The organism is Flammeovirga sp. EKP202 (assembly GCF_014534745.1).
Taxonomy (GTDB): Bacteria; Bacteroidota; Bacteroidia; order Cytophagales; family Flammeovirgaceae; genus Flammeovirga.
The window spans coordinates 126,199-147,214 of record NZ_JACVVP010000006.1 but is presented as its reverse complement, the minus strand read 5'-3'; the positions used below and the strand labels follow the sequence as shown (position 1 = coordinate 147,214).

Genomic DNA, 21,016 nt, shown 5'->3' with positions numbered 1-21,016 from the left:
GTTGGTATTTAAAGTTTTACAGCACTTCCATCCATTAAATTGACTGGCGGATTTAGGATTAATTCATCATTGGCATACAGTCCTTTATCGATAATGATATTATTACCGCTGATTTTCCCTGTTAAGACTCTTTGTTTATGAGCTAACCCTTTTCGCTTTACAAAAACATAATTCAGTCCATCAATATCTTTTGTAACTAACTGAATTGGAATACTAATTTTTTCTTCACTACCATTTTCGAAAACTTCTACGTTACAAAGCATTCCTTCTTTGTATTTATTCTCTTTGTTATCGATGAGAATATCTAATCGGAATGTTCTAGAGAGTTTAGAGGCTGTAGGGTGTAGTGTAGTAATTTGACCAGAGATAGTATCACGTGTAGCATTGATAATGATGTTGCAGTCTTTGTTGTAATCAATTCCGTTGACTTTATTTTCTGGAATACCCACTGTAGCAAAAACGGAGTTATTATTAATCACTCTTATAATGGGTTCACCTTTTGAAATTCCTCCACCATTCTTCACCCAGATTTTACTGACCGTTCCACTTACCGCAGCCCTAAGGGTCGTATAATCTAACTTATTTTGATATAAAGTGTAATTGGATTGGGCCTGTTGTTGTAGAAAAACAATTTTGTTATAATCTGCCTCTGCAAGACTACCGGCTTTGTACATTTTAGTGAGACGTTCTAACTGATCATTGGCTTCATCTAGTTTTGCTTTCGCAATTTTCAGAGCTTCTTGATAATCCACTCTATCCAATTGAGCTAAGACGGTCCCTTTTTTTACATTTTGTCCTTCCTTTACTCTAATTACTGCTAGTTTTCCATCAATCAAGAATGAGTGCTCATGTTTACCTTCAGATTTTATCTCACCAAAAAGTTCAAGAGAAGGTTGTATTTTTTGTGCTTGAATTTTTTTGACATTGACAGTGTAAATTTTAGTAGGTTTTTCCTCTATTTTTTTCTCACATTGAAAAAAAATGAATACACCTATCGTTATTAAGAATAGCGTCTTGTAAGTCATGGTTAAAAGATAGAGTTGTTTTTGGAGTTAATACGTTTTTGGAATAATTGCTTCGTAACCTGAATCAGAGAATAGATCCCTAATCAATTAGAATATACACATTGAAAAACTGAAATAATAGTCTTTTGTTTCAATATAAACTTAAAGCTTCAAATACGGTCTTTTTGTCTAATAACATCTAGAAATTATTATTTTTTTGAGTTTGTGGATACTATTTTCTTAGTAATACATTGTATACTAAGTTTCTTTAATTATAAATTTCTATATAAGTAAGTGAGTTGTTACGCATTATGATCGTGAAGACGTTTTACCAAAGCGTCTCTATAGTACTGCACTTTAGAAGATTATATAAAATAAACTATTCTTTTGAAGTGTAGTAATCAGATAGTCATTTATTAGTAATTCCCTCGGTCTTGAAGGGAATAGCGTTAAGAATTTCATGAATAGAGCCGTTAAAAATGATTTTTTTGTTTGAGCTTTAGCGAGTTTAAAATCATTTAAGCGAGAGGAATGGAATTTAGCTATTGTGTTCAAAGCCTTGACTTTTTTGCTTCGTTTTTGTGTTAAGACAAAAATGAAGAAGAAGGAAGCTTGAAAGTAGACGCTATAAATATCTGTAGAATGATCGATTAGAAGTTGACGATAACTTAGTTAACAACTAAGTATTTATAAAAATTAAAAAGCCGTTGATTCCTAGAAATGCAACGGCTTAAACTACTAATGAAATATTTTTATAGGCCTTTGGAAAGTAGGTCTTCTTTTAGAGATTTATTAAATGCCATATTCCCGATAAAGATATTCATAAGGCATTTTTGAAATTTTTTACTTTGAATGGTTATTTTATCATCATTGTTTTTAGATAAGTATAATTCATCATGATGAAAAGTAATTCTAAAGTGATCACCCATTTTTATTTCATCTTGGAAGATACTTAAAAATGTGTCAATTTCATTACCAATATCATCAACTTCACCCTTGTTGGCTTCCACGATTAAGGTTCTGAAACTTTGATCTACAGAAATCATTTTGTGAGGGATAATTCCATCATATTTTTTAATATTATTGACCATATCACTCAATTCTCCAGATTTCATTAATTCCATATTTTCATCATGTGTTCTGTCCACTTCTTCAATCGTTTTATCAGATTGAAATTGATTTGAAGTGATAACCATTTCGATCATTTTAGCATGATCATCATAAATAATTTTATTAGGATCATCGGTTCTTTCATAGACATACAAACCACATACAAAAAGCTTAAAAACACCTTCTGAATGCATTCCATGACCATTTAGTTTTAGACTTTCGTTCTCAACATTAATTACATTAGGAAATTTTACATTTTTAAAAAAGGATACATCGTAGGTCTGCTCTTGAGAGAATACATTTATTGATATTAAAACAAAGAATAGAGTGTAATTGAATTTAGTCATAAATAGAAGTATGAAAATTAAAAAAATTCGTATTACTGCAATTATTGATATTTATATTTATTTTTTTGGTGATCGTTGTCACTGTTTACATTAAAAGCGTTGAACTAACACCAAATAAATGTAAGTGAGTGTTGAAATAATACAATAATATATACTATTAATACCTTTTTTATTGAGTTAAGTGTTGTTTTAAATGACTTTGTTCACCCGTTATTAGTGAGGTTGATTGGGGGAATGCATTGTTTATATAGGTAGTAGTGAATCAGCTCTTCTGTAATAGCCATTCAAAAGCATCTTTTTCTGAAGTGAAGTATTGAATTAAAAATGAATCATTATGGTTAGCATCATCAATAAATTGATCAAAAGAAATTTGAGCAAAGAAGTCTTCCGATACAATCCATGCCATCTTTTCCAGCTTGACTTGGGTCATCATTACTTCAAATTTTTCATTGATCCATTTTTGAGTTTCAGGGAGAATATGGTAATGAGCATTTTCTGTATTGACTAAAACATTATTAGGAGCATATTTTATGGTAAGTGCTATTTGGGATACAATCACTTCTCTATAAACCTTCTCAGACATATCGATAGGGGTATTCCATATTGTTTTTAATACCCGACTTTCCTCATCCCAAAAGTTTGAGATATAGTCACTTTTTTGAACTTCTTTAAATTTCATTTCTTTCATTCTTATCAATACCTCTCTATCAATTTTTTGAGCAAAAAAATATTTTTTCAGTAGCATGGAGGTATTGTGCTTTACTATATAAAGGTCAAAGATAGAAAGAGTTTTTTGTACACATAAAAAAAGAGGAGAAGAACTCCTCTATATTAAGATTTTTTATTGATATGGTCGAATAATTATTTTATCAGCCATTCTAAGGCTTCATCTTCTGTTGTGAAATATTGAATTTTTAAAGCTTGTTGATCGGTGGCGTCATCTATAAATTGATCAAAAGAAATTTGTGCGAAAAAATCTTCCGATACAATCCAAGCCATTTTCTGAAGACCAATTTCTGCAACCAAACCAACAAATTTTTGGTTAATCCAATCTTGAGTTTCAGGCATTACATTGTAATAGGCATTTTTAGTGTCAACTAACATCCCTTGTGGGGCCAATTTTTCGGTAACTTCCATGTGAGATAAAACCTCCTGTCTGTATTCTTCCTCTGGCATACTGATTGGCGTAGTCCAGATAGTCCTAAGAATTTTATTGGGTGCATTCCAAAAATTAGTGATATACTCACTCTTATACACTAGCTCGTATTCCATTCTTTTTAATTGGTAATATTTGATTATTGTATATTCTAAGTCAAAACATAATTCCATTCAATAGATCTGACAGAGAACTAATTAAATATAAAACTTTTTATAAAGAAGTACTTATTCATTTTTTAGATACTTGGAAAAGTACAATAAATACTTATTTCGAATCAAAATACACTATTGGGGTATTATTTGGTCTTTTAAAGGTAATCGTAATGCATTGAGAGTGCGTTAAGTAATGTGTAAGTTAGATAAGTACAAAACCAATTTAAACAGTATTTACTATAACCCAACTACTGTCTAAATAAGGTGCGGATGATTTATCCGTGCCAAGAAATTGATGTACAAGATCGTTGTAAATGATGTATTATTAAGTTTATGAAATAACTAACCTTGCTTCAAGATTTGATTATTTACTGTTTTGATTGTAGATACCCTGCCTATGATTTAGGTGGGGTTTTTCTTTTTCGTTTTTTATTATGGTTTTAGACAATACATTGACAATCAGTTTGCCTATTACTTTATTTCTAATAACATCAACTATTACCTTGCCTTAACCTCAAGCCTATTTTGTAAATAGAAAGATCATGTTATAAATGCTTATTATAACTGTTTATGAATTGTTAAGAGCATCAATCCCTTCTTTTTGTTAGTTTGCAAACAATATAATTTAAACCAATTATCAATCTTTCTATTCTTGTGATTTAGGTGTAGCTACAATATATCAAACACGACAGACTGTATGTTTGATATGATTTATTCATCAATATGAAATCACAAAGGAGCAAACATGAAGGATAATGAAACGTTATTCTGTTTGTCAATACCAGAGAAATAGAGATATAAACCAACTGAAAGATGAGAAAACTAAAACTACAAATTATGCTGTTGTTTACCTTTTTGGTAACAAGTTTTACAATTAATGCACAATCTATCAAAGGTATTTCACTAGGAGAACGCTATAGTCATTCAGTCGAAACAATTACAAGTTTAGGTGGACATCGTGGTGAAATTACAGTCTTTAAAAATCAGAATGATATTATTTATTCAGCCATTTTCACCAGTAAATTATATATAAAATCAAGTGAATTTTATGACTTGAAAAAGAACATTGAAAACCATTATGATATCAAGTTAAAGTTTAGTGGTATGAGAGATGCTTATTATTGTCAAGTGAACAATGTGATTTATTCTTTACGTAAACGAGATTATAGAGATTCGGACAGTGCGATGTCAAGTTCACCTCAATTCATTTTTGAGTTCCAAATCAGTGATACCTCATTAGCTCAAACTCATTTATTATATTTAAGAGATTCAGCCGCAATTGATTTTTAGGAAAAAGATTGTAGGTACTAAGGAAGGCTTTCAATGGTTTATGCTATTGAGAGCCTTTTTTGAATGCAATAAAGCTAGGAATAGATCTTTTGTTGATAATAGAATTGTCTTAAAATAATCTCATTTTTGAATTTATGGAACTTAAGAAGGACGGAGCGTGTTATGTAATTGAGATTTAGACATAAATATATAGATAAGTACAAAGAGAGTAAACAGTCTGACTATGATGTAGTTAGACTGTTTTTTATGTTCTATTTTATGAAATAACTATTGAAAATGATGACTATACAAAATGATATGCTATGTTATTTTGATTTAGTTTGATTTTCAAAAAATTCCTCCACCGTTTTTTTGATCATATTAGGGTCTTTGGAAGCGTCATAATTATTATTAGTAGTAGGCATAACTGCTCCTGATTCTTCTCTCCATTGGTGTAATTTTGCTTTTAGCTTAGTTGTGATTTTAGGGAAATCATTACTAATATCTTTAGTTTCTCCAACGTCAGTTTTAAGATTATAAAGTTCAACGCTCATGTCATCAAAACGTTCCACTAGTTTATAGTCTCCCATTCTAATAGCACCTGAAGGGCCCATACTATTCAAACCATGGTAGTGAGGATAATGGAAGTAGATGGCCTCTCTTTTTAGTGATGCATTGGTATTTTTCAATGAAGGTAAAAAGCTAATTCCATCAATATATTGATTTTTAACGGCTTTGGCACCAATCATATCTAGAATGGTAGGGTAGAAGTCCGTTGAAACTACGGGCTCATCACATGATACCCCTTCTTGTGTTTGATTGGGCCAATATACTAAAAGAGGTTCACGTATTCCCCCTTCATAAGCCCATCCCTTTCCGGCTCTTAGAGGTAAGTTTGAAGTCGCAGAATATTTACCTTTTCCCGTAGAAAGCCCTCCATTATCAGAAGTGACAATAATAATAGTATTATCATACAAGCCTTCCTTCTTGAGAGCATCGATAATTCTTCCAATGTTCTCGTCCATACTTTCTACCATCGCAGCATAATTTAAGTTATTCTGATTTTTTTTATGATAGTGATTATGCTCAGGAATTCCTTGATGAAGACCATTGATCCCCATCTTTTCAGCTTTAGCTCTATATTTTTCAATTTTCTCTTTTTTACCTTCCAGTGGTGTATGTACGGTATAGAACCATAAGTTTAAAAAGAAGGGCTTTTCTCTTTTCTCTTTTATAATACTTATAGCTTCTGTAGTTAATCGATCTGTCAAGTATTCTTCAGGTATTCCATCCTCTAAACCAGGTACATTACTCCATTTGTGTTCTGGATGTTGATAGGGGAAAAAATAAGATCCCGGTTGACCTGCATTATGACCTGCTACATTGACATCAAAACCATGTGCCTCTGGATAGTGCTCAGTTCCTTTTTCATGATGACTTTGAAGGTGCCATTTTCCAACGTGTGCCGTAAAGTATCCATTGTCTCTTAATGCTTCAGCTAGCGTATACTCTTCTAACGGCAAACTTCCGTTTGGCTTAGGAGCTAATAATTTATAGCCAGGGCCTTTAGGGCCAATAATCCCGCTATGGTTTGTCATTTTAATGCGACTAGGATATTTACCAGTCATAATGCTCGATCTTGTTGGAGAACAAACAGGGCTTGCCGCATAAGCATTGGTAAACTTAACGGATTTTTTAGCAAGGGCATCTAGATTTGGTGTTTCATAAAATGAACTTCCATAACAACCTAGGTCCATATACCCTAAGTCATCCACCAAAATAAAAATTACATTGGGTTTAGGTTTTTTTTTAGCTTCTACGTTGATACTGAAGAGTAAAAGACTAAGAAAAAATAATGAATTAAAAATTAAGCTCTTCATACTTCTTATTATACAGATTATATCGAATGTAAATTATAATTTAAACTTGATGAAAATGAAGTTGTCACTTTTGTACTATGTTGATATCACAGTTTAAAAAATCAAGTTAAAACGTTGTATAACAAATGTAATTTTTACAGTAATATTACATTCTACTCATAACTGTCAATTAATAATATAATTCTTTAATGGTTAGGATATAGGTACAATTGGTATACTATGAGCTAATTTTTGATAGTTAACAGCACACTTCTTGAAGTGTATAATGCAAGTATTGAATTTCAAATAAACGATAGGACTTATCGAACTTTACCCGTGAAAAATAGTTTGAAAAGGCATAAAAGCACCTATTTTTGATACTTTTTATGGTGATGAAAAAAAACAATTTTCGGAAAGTAATAAAATGAATATTAAAAAACTTTAAACTATGTACGACATTTTTTTCATTCCTTTCGTACATTTTTAAACATTCCACTGTCTGTTATTGTGAGGTTTTTTGAAAAAGTTCGTTTTATTAATCTTTTAATGGTAGTATTTACATTAATTAACATTGATATTTAGAGGTCTTTAACAAAATATGAAAAATAGTTAAATTTAAACGTAAAAAAGTCCTATCTTTGTTAAGTGTTGAATGAATAAATATTAGATGTCAATAAAAAAAATCATATATGGATTAGTTTTACTGCTCTGCATGAGTTGTGAAGAGGATGCGATTGAAGAATCGCTTGCCGAGGATCTGCTGTATATGAAACAATATGAATTGACATATTCTAAACCTCTAAAGCTAGACACTTTTAGTGCAGAATTAAGTGGTGACGATCTAAACTCTTCAATTCTCCATTTTAAAATAGTTCGTTATGATGGCATTTTACTTTATGAGGAATATGTAGACGGTGAAAATGTAATTGGAGATGATGAGGATCTTGATAGTTTAGACATTGATACAAGAATGAAATTGGTACACAGTAGAGTTGATAATTTTTTACAAGATAAAGCTGAAGTCATTATTCTATTGGAAAAATTAAGGCCTCAGGTTAAATCAACTTTCTAGAAGATATTAAAAACAAAAAAACCTTCTCAAGTAAAATGAGAAGGTTTTTTTATGTATTTACAATAATGCCTTAGCATTCATTTAATCGTACTGTAATGGCATTTTTATGAGCATCTAACTCTTCTGCTGCTGCCATTCTTTCAACGTGCGGTCCTAACGCTTTTAAACCTTCTTTGTCGATTTTTTGGAAAGTGATTTTTCTGTAATAACTATCTAAAGAAACACCAGAATAGTTTTTGGCATAACCGTATGTTGGTAGCGTATGATTTGTACCTGAAGCATAATCACCTGCAGATTCAGGTGTATAATGACCTACAAATACAGACCCTGCATTGACAATCTTCTCAGCAATTTCTTCAGCATTACTCAATGATAAGATTAAGTGTTCTGCTGCATATTCGTTGACCAATTCTAAAGCTGTTGCTTCATCTTCAATCAAGAAGCTTCTACTGTTGTCTAATGCCTTTTTAGCAATCTCTCTACGAGGTAATACAGTCAATTGTTTCTCTAATTCTTCTTCCGTTTTACGGATAGTATCTTCAGAAGTAGAAACTAAAATTACTTGGCTATCTGTACCGTGTTCAGCTTGAGACAATAAATCGGCTGCGATAAAAGATGGGTTAGCAGTATCATCTGCCCAAACCAATACCTCAGACGGTCCGGCAGGCATATCGATAGCAATACCTTCTTTAGTGGCAAGTTGTTTGGCAGCTGTCACATACTGGTTACCTGGTCCAAAAATCTTTGAAACTTTTGGTATAGTTTCAGTACCGTAAGTCATAGCGGCAATTGCTTGAGCTCCACCAACTTTAAATACTTTCTTTAAACCAATTTTATTTGCTGCATACAAAATAGCGGGATGTACCTTTCCTTCAGAGTTTGGAGGAGTACACAAAAATACTTCCTCACAACCTGCGATCAATGCCGGAGCACCAATCATTATTACAGTAGAGAATAAAGGAGCAGTTCCACCTGGGATATAGAGACCTACTTTTTGAATAGGAACGCTTTTTCTCCAGCATTGGATTCCCTTCATAGTCTCCACTTTCAAAGTTTCAGTTTTTTGGGCAGCATGAAACTTTGTGATGTTTTCAATAGCAATTGAAATAGATTCTTTCAATTCAGGAGCGACGAGTGTTTCAGCTTCGTCAAATTCTTCTTTTGAAACTAAAAAAGAATCAATATCCGCTCTATCAAACTGTAAAGAAAAAGCTCTTAAAGCAGCGTCACCTTCATTTTGTACAGCTTTTAGGATGGGCTGTACTTGTTTCTCTATTTCCTCAATACTCATGGCAGGTCTAAGTAATAGCTCTGACCAATTATCTTTTGAGGGGTTTTTATATAATTTCATATTTCGTCTTCATTTAGAAGAGAAGTATGATAGAATAAAAAGAAGTTATGATGAGCTTTTACCCATCATAACTTCAATGGTAATTTTTATAAAATCATCTTCTCGATTGGAACAACAAGAATACCTTCAGCACCAGCAGCTTTCAGTTCTTCGATTTTTGACCAGAAATCATCTTCTGCAATTACAGTATGTACAGAAACGAAGCTTTCATCAGCCAACGGAAGAATAGAAGGGCTACGCATACCTGGTAATAAGTTGAGAATAGTGTCCAAGTTTTCTTTTGGAGCATTCAAAAGAATATATTTATTGTTATCAGCAGTCTGTAAAGCGTTAATTCTAAACATTAACTGATCAATGATTTCTTTTTTCTCTTCAGAAAGACCAGGAGTGGCGATCAATAATGCCTCTGACTTGAAGATGCTTTCTACTTCTTTCAAGTTGTTTTGCATTAGAGTACTACCTGTACTTACTAAGTCACAAATAGCATCAGCCAAACCAATATTAGGAGCGATTTCCACTGATCCAGAGATCTCATGAATATCACATTTTACGCCTTTTTCAGTTAAGAAGTCTCCCAAGATTTTAGGGTAAGAAGTAGCAATGCTTTTACCGTCTAAATCTTGAATACCATTGTATTCTTGTTCCTTAGGGATAGCGATTGAGAGTCGACATTTAGAAAACCCAAGATGATGGATAGTGTCAACGTTTTTGTCTTTTTCAACAGCCTCGTTGGCACCGACAATGCCAAGGTCAGCTACGCCATCTTGGACGTATCCTGGAATGTCATCGTCTCTTAAGAATAAAAATTCTAGAGGGAAATTACTAGCTTCTGCTTTTAAAGCTCCCTTCATTCTAGGAATTTTGATTCCGCATTGACGGATTAAGTTAAGTGAACCATCACTCAACCTTCCTGACTTTTGGATTGCAATCTTAAGTTTTTGCATAATCTTTTAAATTGTGTCTTACACTTTTAGTGTTTACACTTGAAGTGTTAAATTGTTCATCTAGTTTTACAATGAAGTAGATATTTTGCTACTTCACTCTAATATTAAATTTCACATCAAAGCTACTTATTTTTTTACAGAATCGTATCAAAAAAATGGATTAATCGACATATTTATAAAAAATTAATCTATAGTTTGACAATTGTTGATTTAAATGATTGATTATAAGTACTTGTGTGAATTCTTAATAGAAATTAATATTTCCTTATTGAAAGTTAATAACGGATTAACGAGAAGTAGAATACTTTTCAGAAATGCTTTAAAAAGCAGGTTTTTCGCTTCTTTTTATCATTTAAATAGACTTCAACCTAAATCAATTCCTTCAAAACTTTTAATAAATTATTATAATATTCATTTTTGTTTAAATTAAGTTCAAAATCTGTTTTGTGTCTATTGAATTGAATTACAAAAAAAGATAAACCCTAAAAATATATTTTTTAAAGCAATGATCAATTGTCTAAAAAAGAGCTTCAACATTCTAATTTTATTACTGTCAACCCTTCCTTTTGTACCTTCCATGGCACAAGAGTCATTATATTTTTCTGATGAGGTTAAACTGTTTAATAAAGGAATTGTTTTATATAACGAGCATAATTTTTCTGCTGCCAGAAGATATTTGTCCCGATTTCAACAGAAGCATTGTGGAGAGGATGAAAAGTGTATTGAAACGGAGTATTATATAGCAGTTTGTAATCTTGAGTTACAGCATCCAGACGCTGAACGCCAAATCATAGATTTTGTCAATAGGTATCCTGTTCATCCTTTTTCAAGTAAAGCCTATAAAGTGTTGGGAGGCTATTATTTTGATAAAGGGGAATATGCTAAAGCATTGGAGGCTTTTAACAGAGATCCTTTGTTTGATTTTTTTGACGATGATGACGTGAGAGTTGCTTATCAGGCGGCTTATGCAAATTTTGATCAAGGAAAAATGGAAGAGGCGAGTAAGCTTTTCCAAATACTCAAAAAAGGGACACATGCTTATGCTTTAAAAGCGAGTTATTATGCGGGGTATATTGAGTTTGATCAAGGTGAGTTTGAAGAAGCAATTACCGATCTCGAAAAATCAACTACTGATCCTCAAATCAGATCGCATGCTTATGCTCTTTTACCTATCGCTTACTATAAAACAGGACAGGAGAATAAAATGCTTGAAATGGTAAATGAAGCCAAGGAAACAGGAATTCATTTACCTCCAGACGCCTTTTTATTCACTGGTAAAGTATATTATAAAAAACATGATTATGAAAAAGCTTTATTCTATTTTGATGCTTATATGGCGGAAGTGCCTTTACAAGCCATTGATAGAGTAACGGCTTATCAAATAGGTTTTTCAAAATTTAAAGTGAAGCTTTATCACGAGGCAATCCAACCTTTGTCTATTGCAGCAGACGAGAAGGATGAACTTGCCCAAGTCGCATCTTATGATTTAGGAGTAACATCTTTATCGATTGGCGAAAAGGATAAAGCATTATTAGCATTCGAACAATCAAGACATTTAACTTTTAATAGAGAGCTACAAGAATTGGCGGCTTACAATTATATTAAGGTGTTGTTTGATGTTGGTCTTTATACACAAGTGCCGGATGCTTGTGATTTCTTTGTGGCTTATTTTCCAAATTCAGATAAAAAAGGAGAAATAGATCATTTACTTCAAGTGGCTTATGTTAACTCTGGCGATTACACTAAGGCATTAGAAATGTTTGATAGATTATCTACTGTAAATGTGGATACAAGAAGAGCCTATCAAGAAGCAGCATTTAATAAATCTGTAGAAAATGCCAATGATGATGATTGGAGAGGAGCTATTAATTATCTGATAAAATCACAGCGTTTTCCAATCAATGAAGATCTTTTAGATGCATCAAACTATTGGTTGGGTGAGGCTTATTCTTTCTTGGAAGTTTATGACTCAGCAGTGATGTCCTATAATAAAGTACCTGAAAGTTCTCAATTCTACGTTCCTAGTTTATTTGGAAAAGGATACGCTAATTATGCAGATGAGGAATTTGAGTTGGCTATTGAAGACTTGTCCAACTATATCAATAAAGGCAGAACGATTGAATCAAGAGATAAAATTGGTGAAGCGATGTTAAGAAGAGCTGATTGTTATTTTGGTTTGCAGAACTATAAAGTGGCAATTCGTTCCTACAATATGGCCATTTCTTCTGGTGTAAAAGAATTAGATTATGTGAATTACCAAATGGCTCAAAATTATAAAGCTTTGGGGCAGTTGGATAACGCTATTCGTCTGTATCAAAAAGTTGGGAATGACTATAAGAGCTCTACTTTTGCACCTTTAGCGTATTATCAAATTGGATTGATCTATGCCGAAGAAGATCGAAATGCTGAAGCGATAAAGAGTTTTACTCAGATTATAAATCGATATAAAAATACAGAAGTTTATATTCCGAGTTTAGCCAAAAGAGCATTGTGTTATCAATTGGAAGGGGAAATGTCATTGTCGGAAAGAGATTATAAAGAAGTTATTGATACTGACCCTACATCTCAGAATGCAGAAGCTTCGATTACGGCATTACAGGATATCAATTCTAGTGGATATGCAGTAAGTGAAATCAGTAACTATCAGACAAAATTCAAAGAGGCCAATCCTGAAAGTACAGCAACCTTAAGAGGTGATTATGAGTTGGCCATTCAACCTTATCAAAATAAAGAATACGATAAAGCGATCGTTACTCTACAACAATTTATCGACAATTCTCCTTATTCTCAGTATACTGATGATGCAGCCTTTGCTTTAGGGGTAGCTTATAAATTTAAGAATGATAAAGAAAAGGCGATTGCTGCTTTTCAGATTGTTCAGAAAATGCCTACCAAAGAAAAAGCATTACGATATATCGGTGAATTACAATTGCAAACGGAGAAGTTTGAAGACGCCATTATTTCATTTGTTGAATTGGAAAAAATTGCCACAAGAAAATCGACTTCATGGGCTGTATATGTTGGTTTAATGAAAGCGAACTATGAAGTGAAAGATTACGGTGCAACAATGGCTTATGCAAATAAAATCATTGAGAATAATGTAAAGCGAAGCCTTTTAGAAGCAGAACTTTACATTGCAAAAGTACATTTACAAGAAGATAAATTGAGCGAGGCCCTGACACTATTTGATGAGGTGGCACAGAAAGCAAGCTCAAAAATTGGGGCAGAAGCACAATATTTTGTAGGGTATACACTCAGAGCAATGGCCATAAAGAATGAGCCAAGTAAGGAAGTTTTGAAAAAAGGACTTGATCAAAGTACTACGGCATTAATTGATGTTCAAAAACGATATGCAAGTTATACTGATTGGACAAGTAAGGCTTATTTATTGATTGCAGAAAATTATATCAGCGTTGAAGATTTCTATCAGGCAAAAGCGACCTTAGAATCTGTTTATAATTTTACATCTTCCCCTCAGGACAAAGCAATTGCCAAAAAGAGAATTGCTGATTTAGAAGAATTAAAAGAGAATGCAAGTAACCAACAACCTACCAACTAAGAAAATGAAGCACTTTAAACGATATATACTTCTAGTTTTTGGCCTTGTCATTGTTTCTCCATTGATGGCTCAAACTAATGATAACTCTAATTTGGATAATGCTGAGGTTGTCATCGAAAAAAACTCTAGTTATGAGTTACAAACGATGGGGCGAGAGTATGATAAAATTCAAAGAATAGAGAAAAAAGTAAAGCCTTCACCTCAAAACTATGAATTGGAGTTGATTGGAATGGAACTAAACGATTCTCTTCCAAAACAATTGGCAGCTGTCATTGATGATCATGAGGAGAAAAAATATTATAGCAAATACATTAGAGTAGGGTATGGTAATTTTATTACTCCTTACATTGAAGGTGGACTAAACAGTAATGTCAACCCTGATTTTGATTATGGAATTAATTTCTTGCATAGATCATCACAAGAAGGTAGTGTATCAAGAAAATTGTCTGCAGGAAGTCATAACGCCATTGATGGTTTTGGAAAATACTTCTCGGAGTACGGTACATCTTCCTTTTCATTAGGATATGATCGTATCGGAACTCATTTTTATGGAGGCGAAGGTGATGAAACACAAATCAGTCAAGATAGCATAAAGCAAATCATCAATAATTTCAGCCTTAAAGTTGGTCATGAAATGCCATCTTATTTAACAGGTAATGATTATTCTTTAAAAGGAGATTTATTTTTTGATTATACAGGAGATAGATATAATGCAAGTGAGGTGGAAATTGGTGTAGACTTGCATGGCGTTTATGAATTATTGAATGATGCAAAAGTCCATGTCAATCTTATTGGGGCTTTTAATCAGTACAAGAATACCACTACTGAAGGGTTGGACTTAGACCTTAATAGAAGTTGGATGAAGTTGGGCGGTGCTTACGAAGCAACGTTTGATGAATGGTACATTAAGGCAGGAGCTAAAATTGCCTACAGTGCTGATTCTTCTTCTTTTGATAATAACTTTTATTTCTATCCAGATGTTTTTGTAGAATATACAATTGCAGAAGACGAACTGGCGGCCTTTTTAGAGATTAAAGGAGATCTCAACATCGTAGATTATAAGGCCTTGACAGGGGAGAATCCGTGGGTGAGTAATGATATTTCTTTATTACATGAAAGTAAATTAGTAGATATCCGTTTGGGAGCTGATGCCATTGTAGGTGATAATATTGGGATAAGAGGAAGTTTAGGTTATGCTATTGTCCAAAATATGGGCTTCTTTGTAAATGACCCCACTGATGTTTCTCGTTTTTTGATGGCTTATGCTACAGAAGGAAATACGGGTGTTTTTAATTTGAACGTTGCAGGTTCATGGACTCAAAGAGAATGGATGGTAACGGCCTCAACAAATTGGGATTTTTATTCCGTTGGTGATGATAGAATTGCAGAACCTTACCACAAACCATTGGCTGTTAACAATGTGGCCGTGACCTATAAATACTTGTCAAATTGGACTTTTAATGCGAATATTTACAACAAAATTGGTTTAAAAGCATTGAGGGTAGATGCAGAAACTGCGGCACAAGAAACGGAGGATTTACCAATGATTTTTGATTTAAATCTATCCGCTCAATATAAAATAAATGAGAATTTGGATGCCTTTATTTTGGTGAATAATCTTTTTGCTCAAACCTATGAAAATTATTACCGATACAATGTAAAAGGTTTCCAATTGATGGCTGGCGTAGGCTATCGTTTTTAGCCATATAAAGGTTTCAGCCATTTTTTATGGTTTTTATTCCCTAAATGGCTAAATTATCAATCGAATTACAAAATTAATACAATAAACACTATTACTTACGCTTATAAGTGATCCTTTTACCTGAGTAATAGCGTTGTAAAGAGAATTGTTGCATGATTGCAGATGCTATAAAAAATGCTCTCCTTGATTGGGGTGTTGTAGTTATTCCAGATCTAGGTACTTTTTGGTCTGAGGAAAGTGGTGCGGAAGTTTCCCCTTCAGGAAATATCATAAAACCACCACATGTTACCATCTCCTTCTCAAAATCTGAGGATGATGTTGAGATGTATTCCTTGGTCGTTTATATCTCAAAAACTGAAGATTTAGACGAAGATGAGGTGGCCATACAAGTGAGTATGTTTGTAGCCAATCTTCAACAAAGGTTAGAAGACGGTGAAACGGCTCCCATTGGCGATTTAGGTTATTTTATTCAAGATGATGATGAAGAGATTATCTTCCGTCAGAGGAATGAAAGCAACATTTCACCAGAAAGTTTTGGCCTTCCAAAAATAACAGCCACTCCGCTTTTACATGACGAGATTGAAGAAGAGGAAGAGGAATATGGAGAGTATGAAGAGGAAGCTCCTTCTAAAAGACCTGTTTGGTTGATGGTATCGATCCCTGTCATTATTCTCTTGACAATAGTGGGATATTATCTTTTGAAACCTTCTACAGATGAAAACCCCGAAGAAGTAATTACACAAGAAAACGTAATTGAGGCAGAGGAAGAAGAGCAAGTGGAAGAAGTTGAAGAAACAACAATTACTCAAGAAACAGTAGAAGAGACACCTACCACAATTGAAGAAACAAAAGTGGAAGAAGCGGAAGTAGTAGTTACTGAAGAAACAACACCTGACGCACCACGCAATGGTAATTATCACATTGTAATTTCTTCATTTGGTGATGAAGGAAAAGCTGAAGTAGCAGTGAAACAAGCCGAAAAGAAAGGTTTTGACCATGTAGGGATTATTGTTTCGAAAGGTAAATATAGAGTGGCTTTGAAAGGTTATAACTCTCATCAAGAAGCAAAAGAAGCATTACCTACAGCACAATCTAAATTTAAAGGTGCATGGATTTGGAGAAACTAATCTCCAAATTCATTTTTCATTACAGTGTCAAGCAAAAGACTTCATTTAAACGATGTGATTTACTTTAATATTCCAGTAGTAGAGTTCTACTTCATTTTTTCATTAGTAATCATATCAAATAGCTAAAATAACTTCTTTTACTTGGTGATCAATACATTAAAAAGAAATAAAACACTAACAATAAATCATGAATTTATTATCCATTTTACAAGGCACTGAGATGCCAGAACAAGGCATGCAAGGAACGTTTGAAGAAAGCGTATCATTAATTCAACTTTTAGAGAAAGGAGGAATCACGATGGCTATTCTAGGCGTTTTGTTTATCATTGCCATGTACATCTTAGCGAACAGAGTACTTACTATTCGTAAGGCTAAAAAAGACCCATCCGTTCTTTTAGATAAAGTAAAAGCACAAGTGTTGAAAGGCGATATTGAGACAGCAAAAAAATATTGTGCTAGAGATACAACTCCAATGGGCAAAATGCTAGAAACAGGTCTGAAACATATTTCTTCGAATTTGAATACCATCGAGAAAAGTATTGAAAATGTAGCGAAGATTGAACTTTATAAATTAGAAAAGAATGTAGGTACTGTGGGTATGATATCTGGGGCGGCACCAATGATCGGTTTCTTTGGTACCGTAATCGGTATGATCAACGCTTTTATTGCTATCTCTCAAGAGGAAGGGTCAGTAAGTCCTAAACTTCTTTCATCAGGTATTTACGAAGCTATGATTACAACGGCAGGAGGATTAGCCGTTGGTATTTTTGCCTACATTTCTTACAACTATTTAGTTCGTCAAATTGAAGATGTCGTTCACAAAATGGAAGTAGTGACTATTGATTTTATTGAGCTTTTACAATCACCGAACTAGAAAATTATGGGATTAAAACCTGAAAATAAAATCGATCCAACGTTCAATATGTCTTCAATGACCGACATGATTTTCTTATTGTTGGTTTTCTTTATGTTGACATCAAATTTTGTGACACCTTCAGGATTGCCAATTGCCGTTCCTAGTAGTAAAGCTTCAAAAAAAGTAATGCCCAAGGTCTATGTGAGTATCACGAAAGATCTTCATTATTATGTCAATGAAGTAGAAGTTCCTTTGTCATTTCTAGAAGATGAACTGAAAGCAGTTTTACCTGCAAAACAAGAAGGTGTGGTTGTATTGACTGTTGATAAGGATGTTCCAGTACAACACCTTGTAAATGTGGCAGGAATTGCCACAGCTTTAAAAGCAAAAGTTTCAATCGCAACAACACCAACCTCTTCGGTAGGAAAATAATTTGACGATGAAGAAAACGGAACAAGAAAAAAAGCAAGAACGAAAAAATAGAAATCTATCGATATTAATTACATTTTTATCCGTAGTAATTCTAGGTGTTTTTGCTTGGTTTACAGTCGTATGGTCTCCACCTGATCCGCCAATACCACAATATGGTATCGAGGTGAATTTTGGTTTAGATGATGCAGGAAGTGGTGATGTACAGTCAAAAGCACCATCAACGGAAGAATCAGAATCTGTAGAAGAACCAAAGCCAACTCCTGAAACTGAAACGGTAGAACAACCAACAGAAGAAGTGGTAGAGGAGGTAATTGAAGAACCAACTCCTTCGGAAACTACTCCGGAACCCACTCCCGTAGAAGAAGTTGATCCCATGCCGGCAGCAGTGACGGATGCACCTGTTGAAGAGAGCGTAGAAACAACGAAAGAAACGATACAACCGAAAGAAGAGAAAGTTGAAGAAAAAGCGCCAGAAGAGGAAAAGAAGGTAACACCAGAGAAAACCACCGTTCCAAAAATAAATACACCCGTAACAGGTACTTTATTGAAGAAACCAGAAGGAGGTGAAGGTAATTCTTCAACACCTAAACAAAATAACAACGGAGATGTTGAGGGCGCCAAAGGTGATCAAGGTAGTAAAAAAGGAACCTTAAATGCCGATGCTCTACTTGAATCTGCCGGAGGTGCTGGAGGAACAGCACTTGATATGCCAGGGTGGAACTGGATTGATCCTCCTGAAGTAGAAGACAGTTCAAGGGAGACAGGAAAGATTATTTTTGAAATTCAGATTGATGATTTCGGTGAAGTCATTTCTGTAAAAACGATCTACAGGTCGGTGACTAAACAGGTCGTTGATCAATATAGAGAGGCCGTATCTGAATTAACTTTTGAACCTACTGATGCCGATACGAACATTCAAAGTATTACTACCGGTAGGATTACATTTATCATTCGATCGCTTTAGATTTAACAAATAAAATAAGAGTCATCCAGTTTCAAAGTGGATGACTCTTATTTTTATAGATAAATTTCTAACCGAATATCAATCATTACAATAACTACTCAAAATAGAGATAAATGGAAAACTCATCTAACCTTATTAGATTAAATCCTAATAAGAGAATTTTTATTCAAAAGAGTAGATGATACCAAAGTTGACTCCAAAATCATTAAAGCCAGAGACAGTCTTATAACTTAGTTCACTGAATAAGCCTAAACGCTCATCAATATCATAGATGATACCTCCACCTAGACCAATACCTATGCGGGTTACCGAATTTTGTACACTTGTACCATCATGTATTCCTTCATCATACTGCACAGATATAAATCCAAAATTACCTTTAGCATAAGGATGTAATTGTTTATTGTTTAACTTAAAATGATATTTAAAGCTACCCATCACTGGAATAAACGAAAGTTTAGATCCTTCAATGGAGACTGCTCCATAACCTACTTCTAAACCAACACTCATAATGTCATTTAAGATATAATCTCCAAAAGCGGTAAAACCGAAACCTGTTGAACTTACATCATTAGAAAAACTCATAAATTGTGGACCAATAGAAAGTCCAGCCTTAACGGGAGATTGGGCAAAAGCTGTTGAACAAATTGTAGTAAATACGACCAATAATATGCTTCGAATAAGTTTCATAAATTAAAATACTATAAGATTGAAAGCAATTCATTCATAACATGATTTGTAAAGTTGATATTGAATTCCAGTATGTTATGATGAATGTGAAGTTTTAGAATGTTGAATAGTTGCCTCTTAATATTAAAAGTACTTGCACATCTTCACACAAAAATATTATAATATTCTAAGAAAAGCTATCTTATTATTAGTGTAGTTATTATTTAGTTTTTAAGATAGAATGCTTTATAATGAAAAACCGACCCCACCTCTTGGTCCTTGTATTTTAGTTTCACCTAATTGATAATATTGATAACCTGCAAATAGTTGAAACCTTTGGAGGTATACTTTAAAATCAGTACTACCCTCTGTAAAATTTATATCTTCTAAGCTACCAAAGTACCAGTTAGTAGAAATACTAAAAGGTTTTACAAAATAGATCTCAGTACCAAGATTTAAGTTTAATCCTGTATAATTATCTTCTAGCCATAAACTGGTATAACCCATACCCACCCATAAATCAAAACGAGTAAGTGCAAGACGGTGATAGCTAACATTGACATGTAAAAAGTCAAGGTAAGAAGGACTTTCATTCTCTATTTCTTCTTTCAATCCGGAATATTGTAGATCAATACTTACTTTGGGCATAAATTGAAACCTTGAGAAGATTTGTACACCTTGCAATTCTTTATTCTCGATAAAGTAATTTGCTTGTAGATCAAAATTGAGCATTTTTTGTTCTTCAGTAACTCTTGTATAACGAGCATCTGATTGACCTGAATAGGTATACTTTGATAATTTTATTGGACTGCCATAGAGTTGTTGCAAATCGGATTCTTTGGGGAAATTGAACAAGATTGTCCCTACAATTTCAGATAAAACATTGCCTGTACTTTTGTCACTTCCTTTATTTGGCTGTTCATAAGCGTTGGGCATGTCTTCATTTTTCTTTAATTCTTTCTCAATTTTTTGAAGTTTCTGACCATATGCATTGTTTTGGATAAAGATAAAGCAGAGTATAAAAGCTTTAAAATAGATTGTTTTAAGAGCAATTGAGTTTTTCATTTTATTGCGTTTAGTAATAGGATCATTTTAAAGTAAGTACAAAAAAAAAGAATTTCACAAAAAAATTGTGAAATTCTAATAGAACACCCCCCTCAGGGGGTGCACTGCTTAACGATTCATACCCAAATATTGGAAATTGATTTATATTATGCAAGAAAAAAGAAAGAAAATATTAATATTTGATAATACAAAATTCAAACTTGTTAAGAATAAGGGTTTTTTAAGTTGAATTTAGGGTATTATAGTGTCATTGTCATCATTGGTAAATGATAATAATGTAGAACACTAGTAATGAAGAATTTTATATAAATAAGAAAGACACTTTCATATCATCAAAATTCTTTTTATTGTAACAAATCCTTTTTAAATCCTATT

General features: G+C 33.2%; 17 protein-coding genes. 8 read left to right on the top strand and 9 right to left on the bottom strand.

The genetic code is table 11. From position 1 onward, the window contains the following. Positions 1-8 precede the first annotated feature (8 nt). The 4 genes from IC221_RS05305 to IC221_RS05290 form a co-directional block, all read right to left on the bottom strand. Positions 9-1,025, bottom strand: a complete 1,017-nt coding sequence (locus IC221_RS05305; RefSeq protein WP_188167970.1) for an efflux RND transporter periplasmic adaptor subunit — start codon at positions 1,023-1,025, stop codon at positions 9-11. Between the two features lie 731 nt (positions 1,026-1,756). After that, on the bottom strand, positions 1,757-2,461 hold the full coding sequence (locus IC221_RS05300; protein WP_188167969.1) for a chalcone isomerase family protein: 705 nt from the start codon (positions 2,459-2,461) through the stop codon (positions 1,757-1,759). Between the two features lie 262 nt (positions 2,462-2,723). Further along, positions 2,724-3,206, bottom strand: coding sequence for a hypothetical protein (locus IC221_RS05295; protein ID WP_188167968.1), 483 nt, complete (start codon positions 3,204-3,206; stop codon positions 2,724-2,726). A 116-nt stretch (positions 3,207-3,322) separates the two neighbouring features. After that, a complete protein-coding gene (locus IC221_RS05290) occupies positions 3,323-3,733 on the bottom strand; it encodes a hypothetical protein (RefSeq protein ID WP_188167967.1) in 411 nt (136 codons plus the stop codon). Between the two features lie 852 nt (positions 3,734-4,585). Here IC221_RS05290 and IC221_RS05285 point away from each other — a divergent pair. Further along, positions 4,586-5,062 (top strand): hypothetical protein, encoded by a 477-nt coding sequence (locus IC221_RS05285; protein WP_188167966.1) that lies wholly within the window; start codon positions 4,586-4,588, stop codon positions 5,060-5,062. 305 nt (positions 5,063-5,367) lie between these two features. On the opposite strand, the gene IC221_RS05280 is transcribed toward IC221_RS05285, so the two are convergent. After that, positions 5,368-6,921 (bottom strand): sulfatase, encoded by a 1,554-nt coding sequence (locus tag IC221_RS05280; RefSeq protein WP_188167965.1) that lies wholly within the window; start codon positions 6,919-6,921, stop codon positions 5,368-5,370. 691 nt (positions 6,922-7,612) lie between these two features. Between IC221_RS05280 and IC221_RS05275 the strand changes: the two genes are divergently transcribed. Further along, on the top strand, positions 7,613-7,972 hold the full coding sequence (locus IC221_RS05275) for a hypothetical protein (protein WP_188167964.1): 360 nt from the start codon (positions 7,613-7,615) through the stop codon (positions 7,970-7,972). Positions 7,973-8,042: 70 nt separating this feature from the next. On the opposite strand, the gene hisD is transcribed toward IC221_RS05275, so the two are convergent. Both hisD and hisG read right to left on the bottom strand, forming a co-directional pair. After that, on the bottom strand, positions 8,043-9,323 hold the full coding sequence (gene hisD / locus IC221_RS05270; protein WP_188167963.1) for a histidinol dehydrogenase: 1,281 nt from the start codon (positions 9,321-9,323) through the stop codon (positions 8,043-8,045). Positions 9,324-9,409: 86 nt separating this feature from the next. Beyond that, positions 9,410-10,270 carry an ATP phosphoribosyltransferase gene (hisG, locus tag IC221_RS05265; protein WP_156152554.1) on the bottom strand — a complete coding sequence of 287 codons (861 nt, stop codon included), beginning with the start codon at positions 10,268-10,270 and terminating at the stop codon, positions 9,410-9,412. A 502-nt stretch (positions 10,271-10,772) separates the two neighbouring features. Between hisG and IC221_RS05260 the strand changes: the two genes are divergently transcribed. The 6 genes from IC221_RS05260 to IC221_RS05235 all read left to right on the top strand — a co-directional run bounded on the left by IC221_RS05260 (position 10,773) and on the right by IC221_RS05235 (position 18,907). Then, positions 10,773-13,826 carry a tetratricopeptide repeat protein gene (locus IC221_RS05260; protein WP_188167962.1) on the top strand — a complete coding sequence of 1,018 codons (3,054 nt, stop codon included), beginning with the start codon at positions 10,773-10,775 and terminating at the stop codon, positions 13,824-13,826. A 4-nt stretch (positions 13,827-13,830) separates the two neighbouring features. Continuing rightward, positions 13,831-15,528: a TonB-dependent receptor gene (locus IC221_RS05255; RefSeq protein WP_188167961.1), complete on the top strand. Its 1,698-nt coding sequence runs from the start codon at positions 13,831-13,833 to the stop codon at positions 15,526-15,528. Between the two features lie 152 nt (positions 15,529-15,680). Beyond that, positions 15,681-16,655 (top strand): SPOR domain-containing protein, encoded by a 975-nt coding sequence (locus tag IC221_RS05250; protein ID WP_188167960.1) that lies wholly within the window; start codon positions 15,681-15,683, stop codon positions 16,653-16,655. Between the two features lie 187 nt (positions 16,656-16,842). Then, positions 16,843-17,529: a MotA/TolQ/ExbB proton channel family protein gene (locus IC221_RS05245; protein WP_052444753.1), complete on the top strand. Its 687-nt coding sequence runs from the start codon at positions 16,843-16,845 to the stop codon at positions 17,527-17,529. A gap of 6 nt (positions 17,530-17,535) precedes the next feature. Continuing rightward, positions 17,536-17,943 carry a biopolymer transporter ExbD gene (locus tag IC221_RS05240; protein ID WP_044211903.1) on the top strand — a complete coding sequence of 136 codons (408 nt, stop codon included), beginning with the start codon at positions 17,536-17,538 and terminating at the stop codon, positions 17,941-17,943. Between the two features lie 7 nt (positions 17,944-17,950). Continuing rightward, positions 17,951-18,907, top strand: coding sequence for a hypothetical protein (locus IC221_RS05235; protein WP_188167959.1), 957 nt, complete (start codon positions 17,951-17,953; stop codon positions 18,905-18,907). 162 nt (positions 18,908-19,069) lie between these two features. Here IC221_RS05235 and IC221_RS05230 read toward each other — a convergent pair whose 3' ends face one another. Both IC221_RS05230 and IC221_RS05225 read right to left on the bottom strand, forming a co-directional pair. After that, positions 19,070-19,597 carry an outer membrane beta-barrel protein gene (locus tag IC221_RS05230; protein WP_188167958.1) on the bottom strand — a complete coding sequence of 176 codons (528 nt, stop codon included), beginning with the start codon at positions 19,595-19,597 and terminating at the stop codon, positions 19,070-19,072. A 225-nt stretch (positions 19,598-19,822) separates the two neighbouring features. Then, positions 19,823-20,641 carry a hypothetical protein gene (locus IC221_RS05225; protein ID WP_188167957.1) on the bottom strand — a complete coding sequence of 273 codons (819 nt, stop codon included), beginning with the start codon at positions 20,639-20,641 and terminating at the stop codon, positions 19,823-19,825. Positions 20,642-21,016: the final 375 nt, after the last annotated feature.

Bases quoted from the DNA above. Each gene is read 5' to 3' on its own strand.
- IC221_RS05305 (WP_188167970.1), bottom strand. From the start codon at position 1,025: ATGACTTACAAGACGCTATTCTTAATAACGATAGGTGTATTCATTTTT.
- IC221_RS05300 (WP_188167969.1), bottom strand. From the start codon at position 2,461: ATGACTAAATTCAATTACACTCTATTCTTTGTTTTAATATCAATAAAT.
- IC221_RS05295 (WP_188167968.1), bottom strand. From the start codon at position 3,206: ATGCTACTGAAAAAATATTTTTTTGCTCAAAAAATTGATAGAGAGGTA.
- IC221_RS05290 (WP_188167967.1), bottom strand. From the start codon at position 3,733: ATGGAATACGAGCTAGTGTATAAGAGTGAGTATATCACTAATTTTTGG.
- IC221_RS05285 (WP_188167966.1), top strand. From the start codon at position 4,586: ATGAGAAAACTAAAACTACAAATTATGCTGTTGTTTACCTTTTTGGTA.
- IC221_RS05280 (WP_188167965.1), bottom strand. From the start codon at position 6,921: ATGAAGAGCTTAATTTTTAATTCATTATTTTTTCTTAGTCTTTTACTC.
- IC221_RS05275 (WP_188167964.1), top strand. From the start codon at position 7,613: ATGAGTTGTGAAGAGGATGCGATTGAAGAATCGCTTGCCGAGGATCTG.
- hisD (WP_188167963.1), bottom strand. From the start codon at position 9,323: ATGAAATTATATAAAAACCCCTCAAAAGATAATTGGTCAGAGCTATTA.
- IC221_RS05260 (WP_188167962.1), top strand. From the start codon at position 10,773: ATGATCAATTGTCTAAAAAAGAGCTTCAACATTCTAATTTTATTACTG.
- IC221_RS05255 (WP_188167961.1), top strand. From the start codon at position 13,831: ATGAAGCACTTTAAACGATATATACTTCTAGTTTTTGGCCTTGTCATT.
- IC221_RS05250 (WP_188167960.1), top strand. From the start codon at position 15,681: ATGATTGCAGATGCTATAAAAAATGCTCTCCTTGATTGGGGTGTTGTA.
- IC221_RS05245 (WP_052444753.1), top strand. From the start codon at position 16,843: ATGAATTTATTATCCATTTTACAAGGCACTGAGATGCCAGAACAAGGC.
- IC221_RS05240 (WP_044211903.1), top strand. From the start codon at position 17,536: ATGGGATTAAAACCTGAAAATAAAATCGATCCAACGTTCAATATGTCT.
- IC221_RS05235 (WP_188167959.1), top strand. From the start codon at position 17,951: ATGAAGAAAACGGAACAAGAAAAAAAGCAAGAACGAAAAAATAGAAAT.
- IC221_RS05230 (WP_188167958.1), bottom strand. From the start codon at position 19,597: ATGAAACTTATTCGAAGCATATTATTGGTCGTATTTACTACAATTTGT.
- IC221_RS05225 (WP_188167957.1), bottom strand. From the start codon at position 20,641: ATGAAAAACTCAATTGCTCTTAAAACAATCTATTTTAAAGCTTTTATA.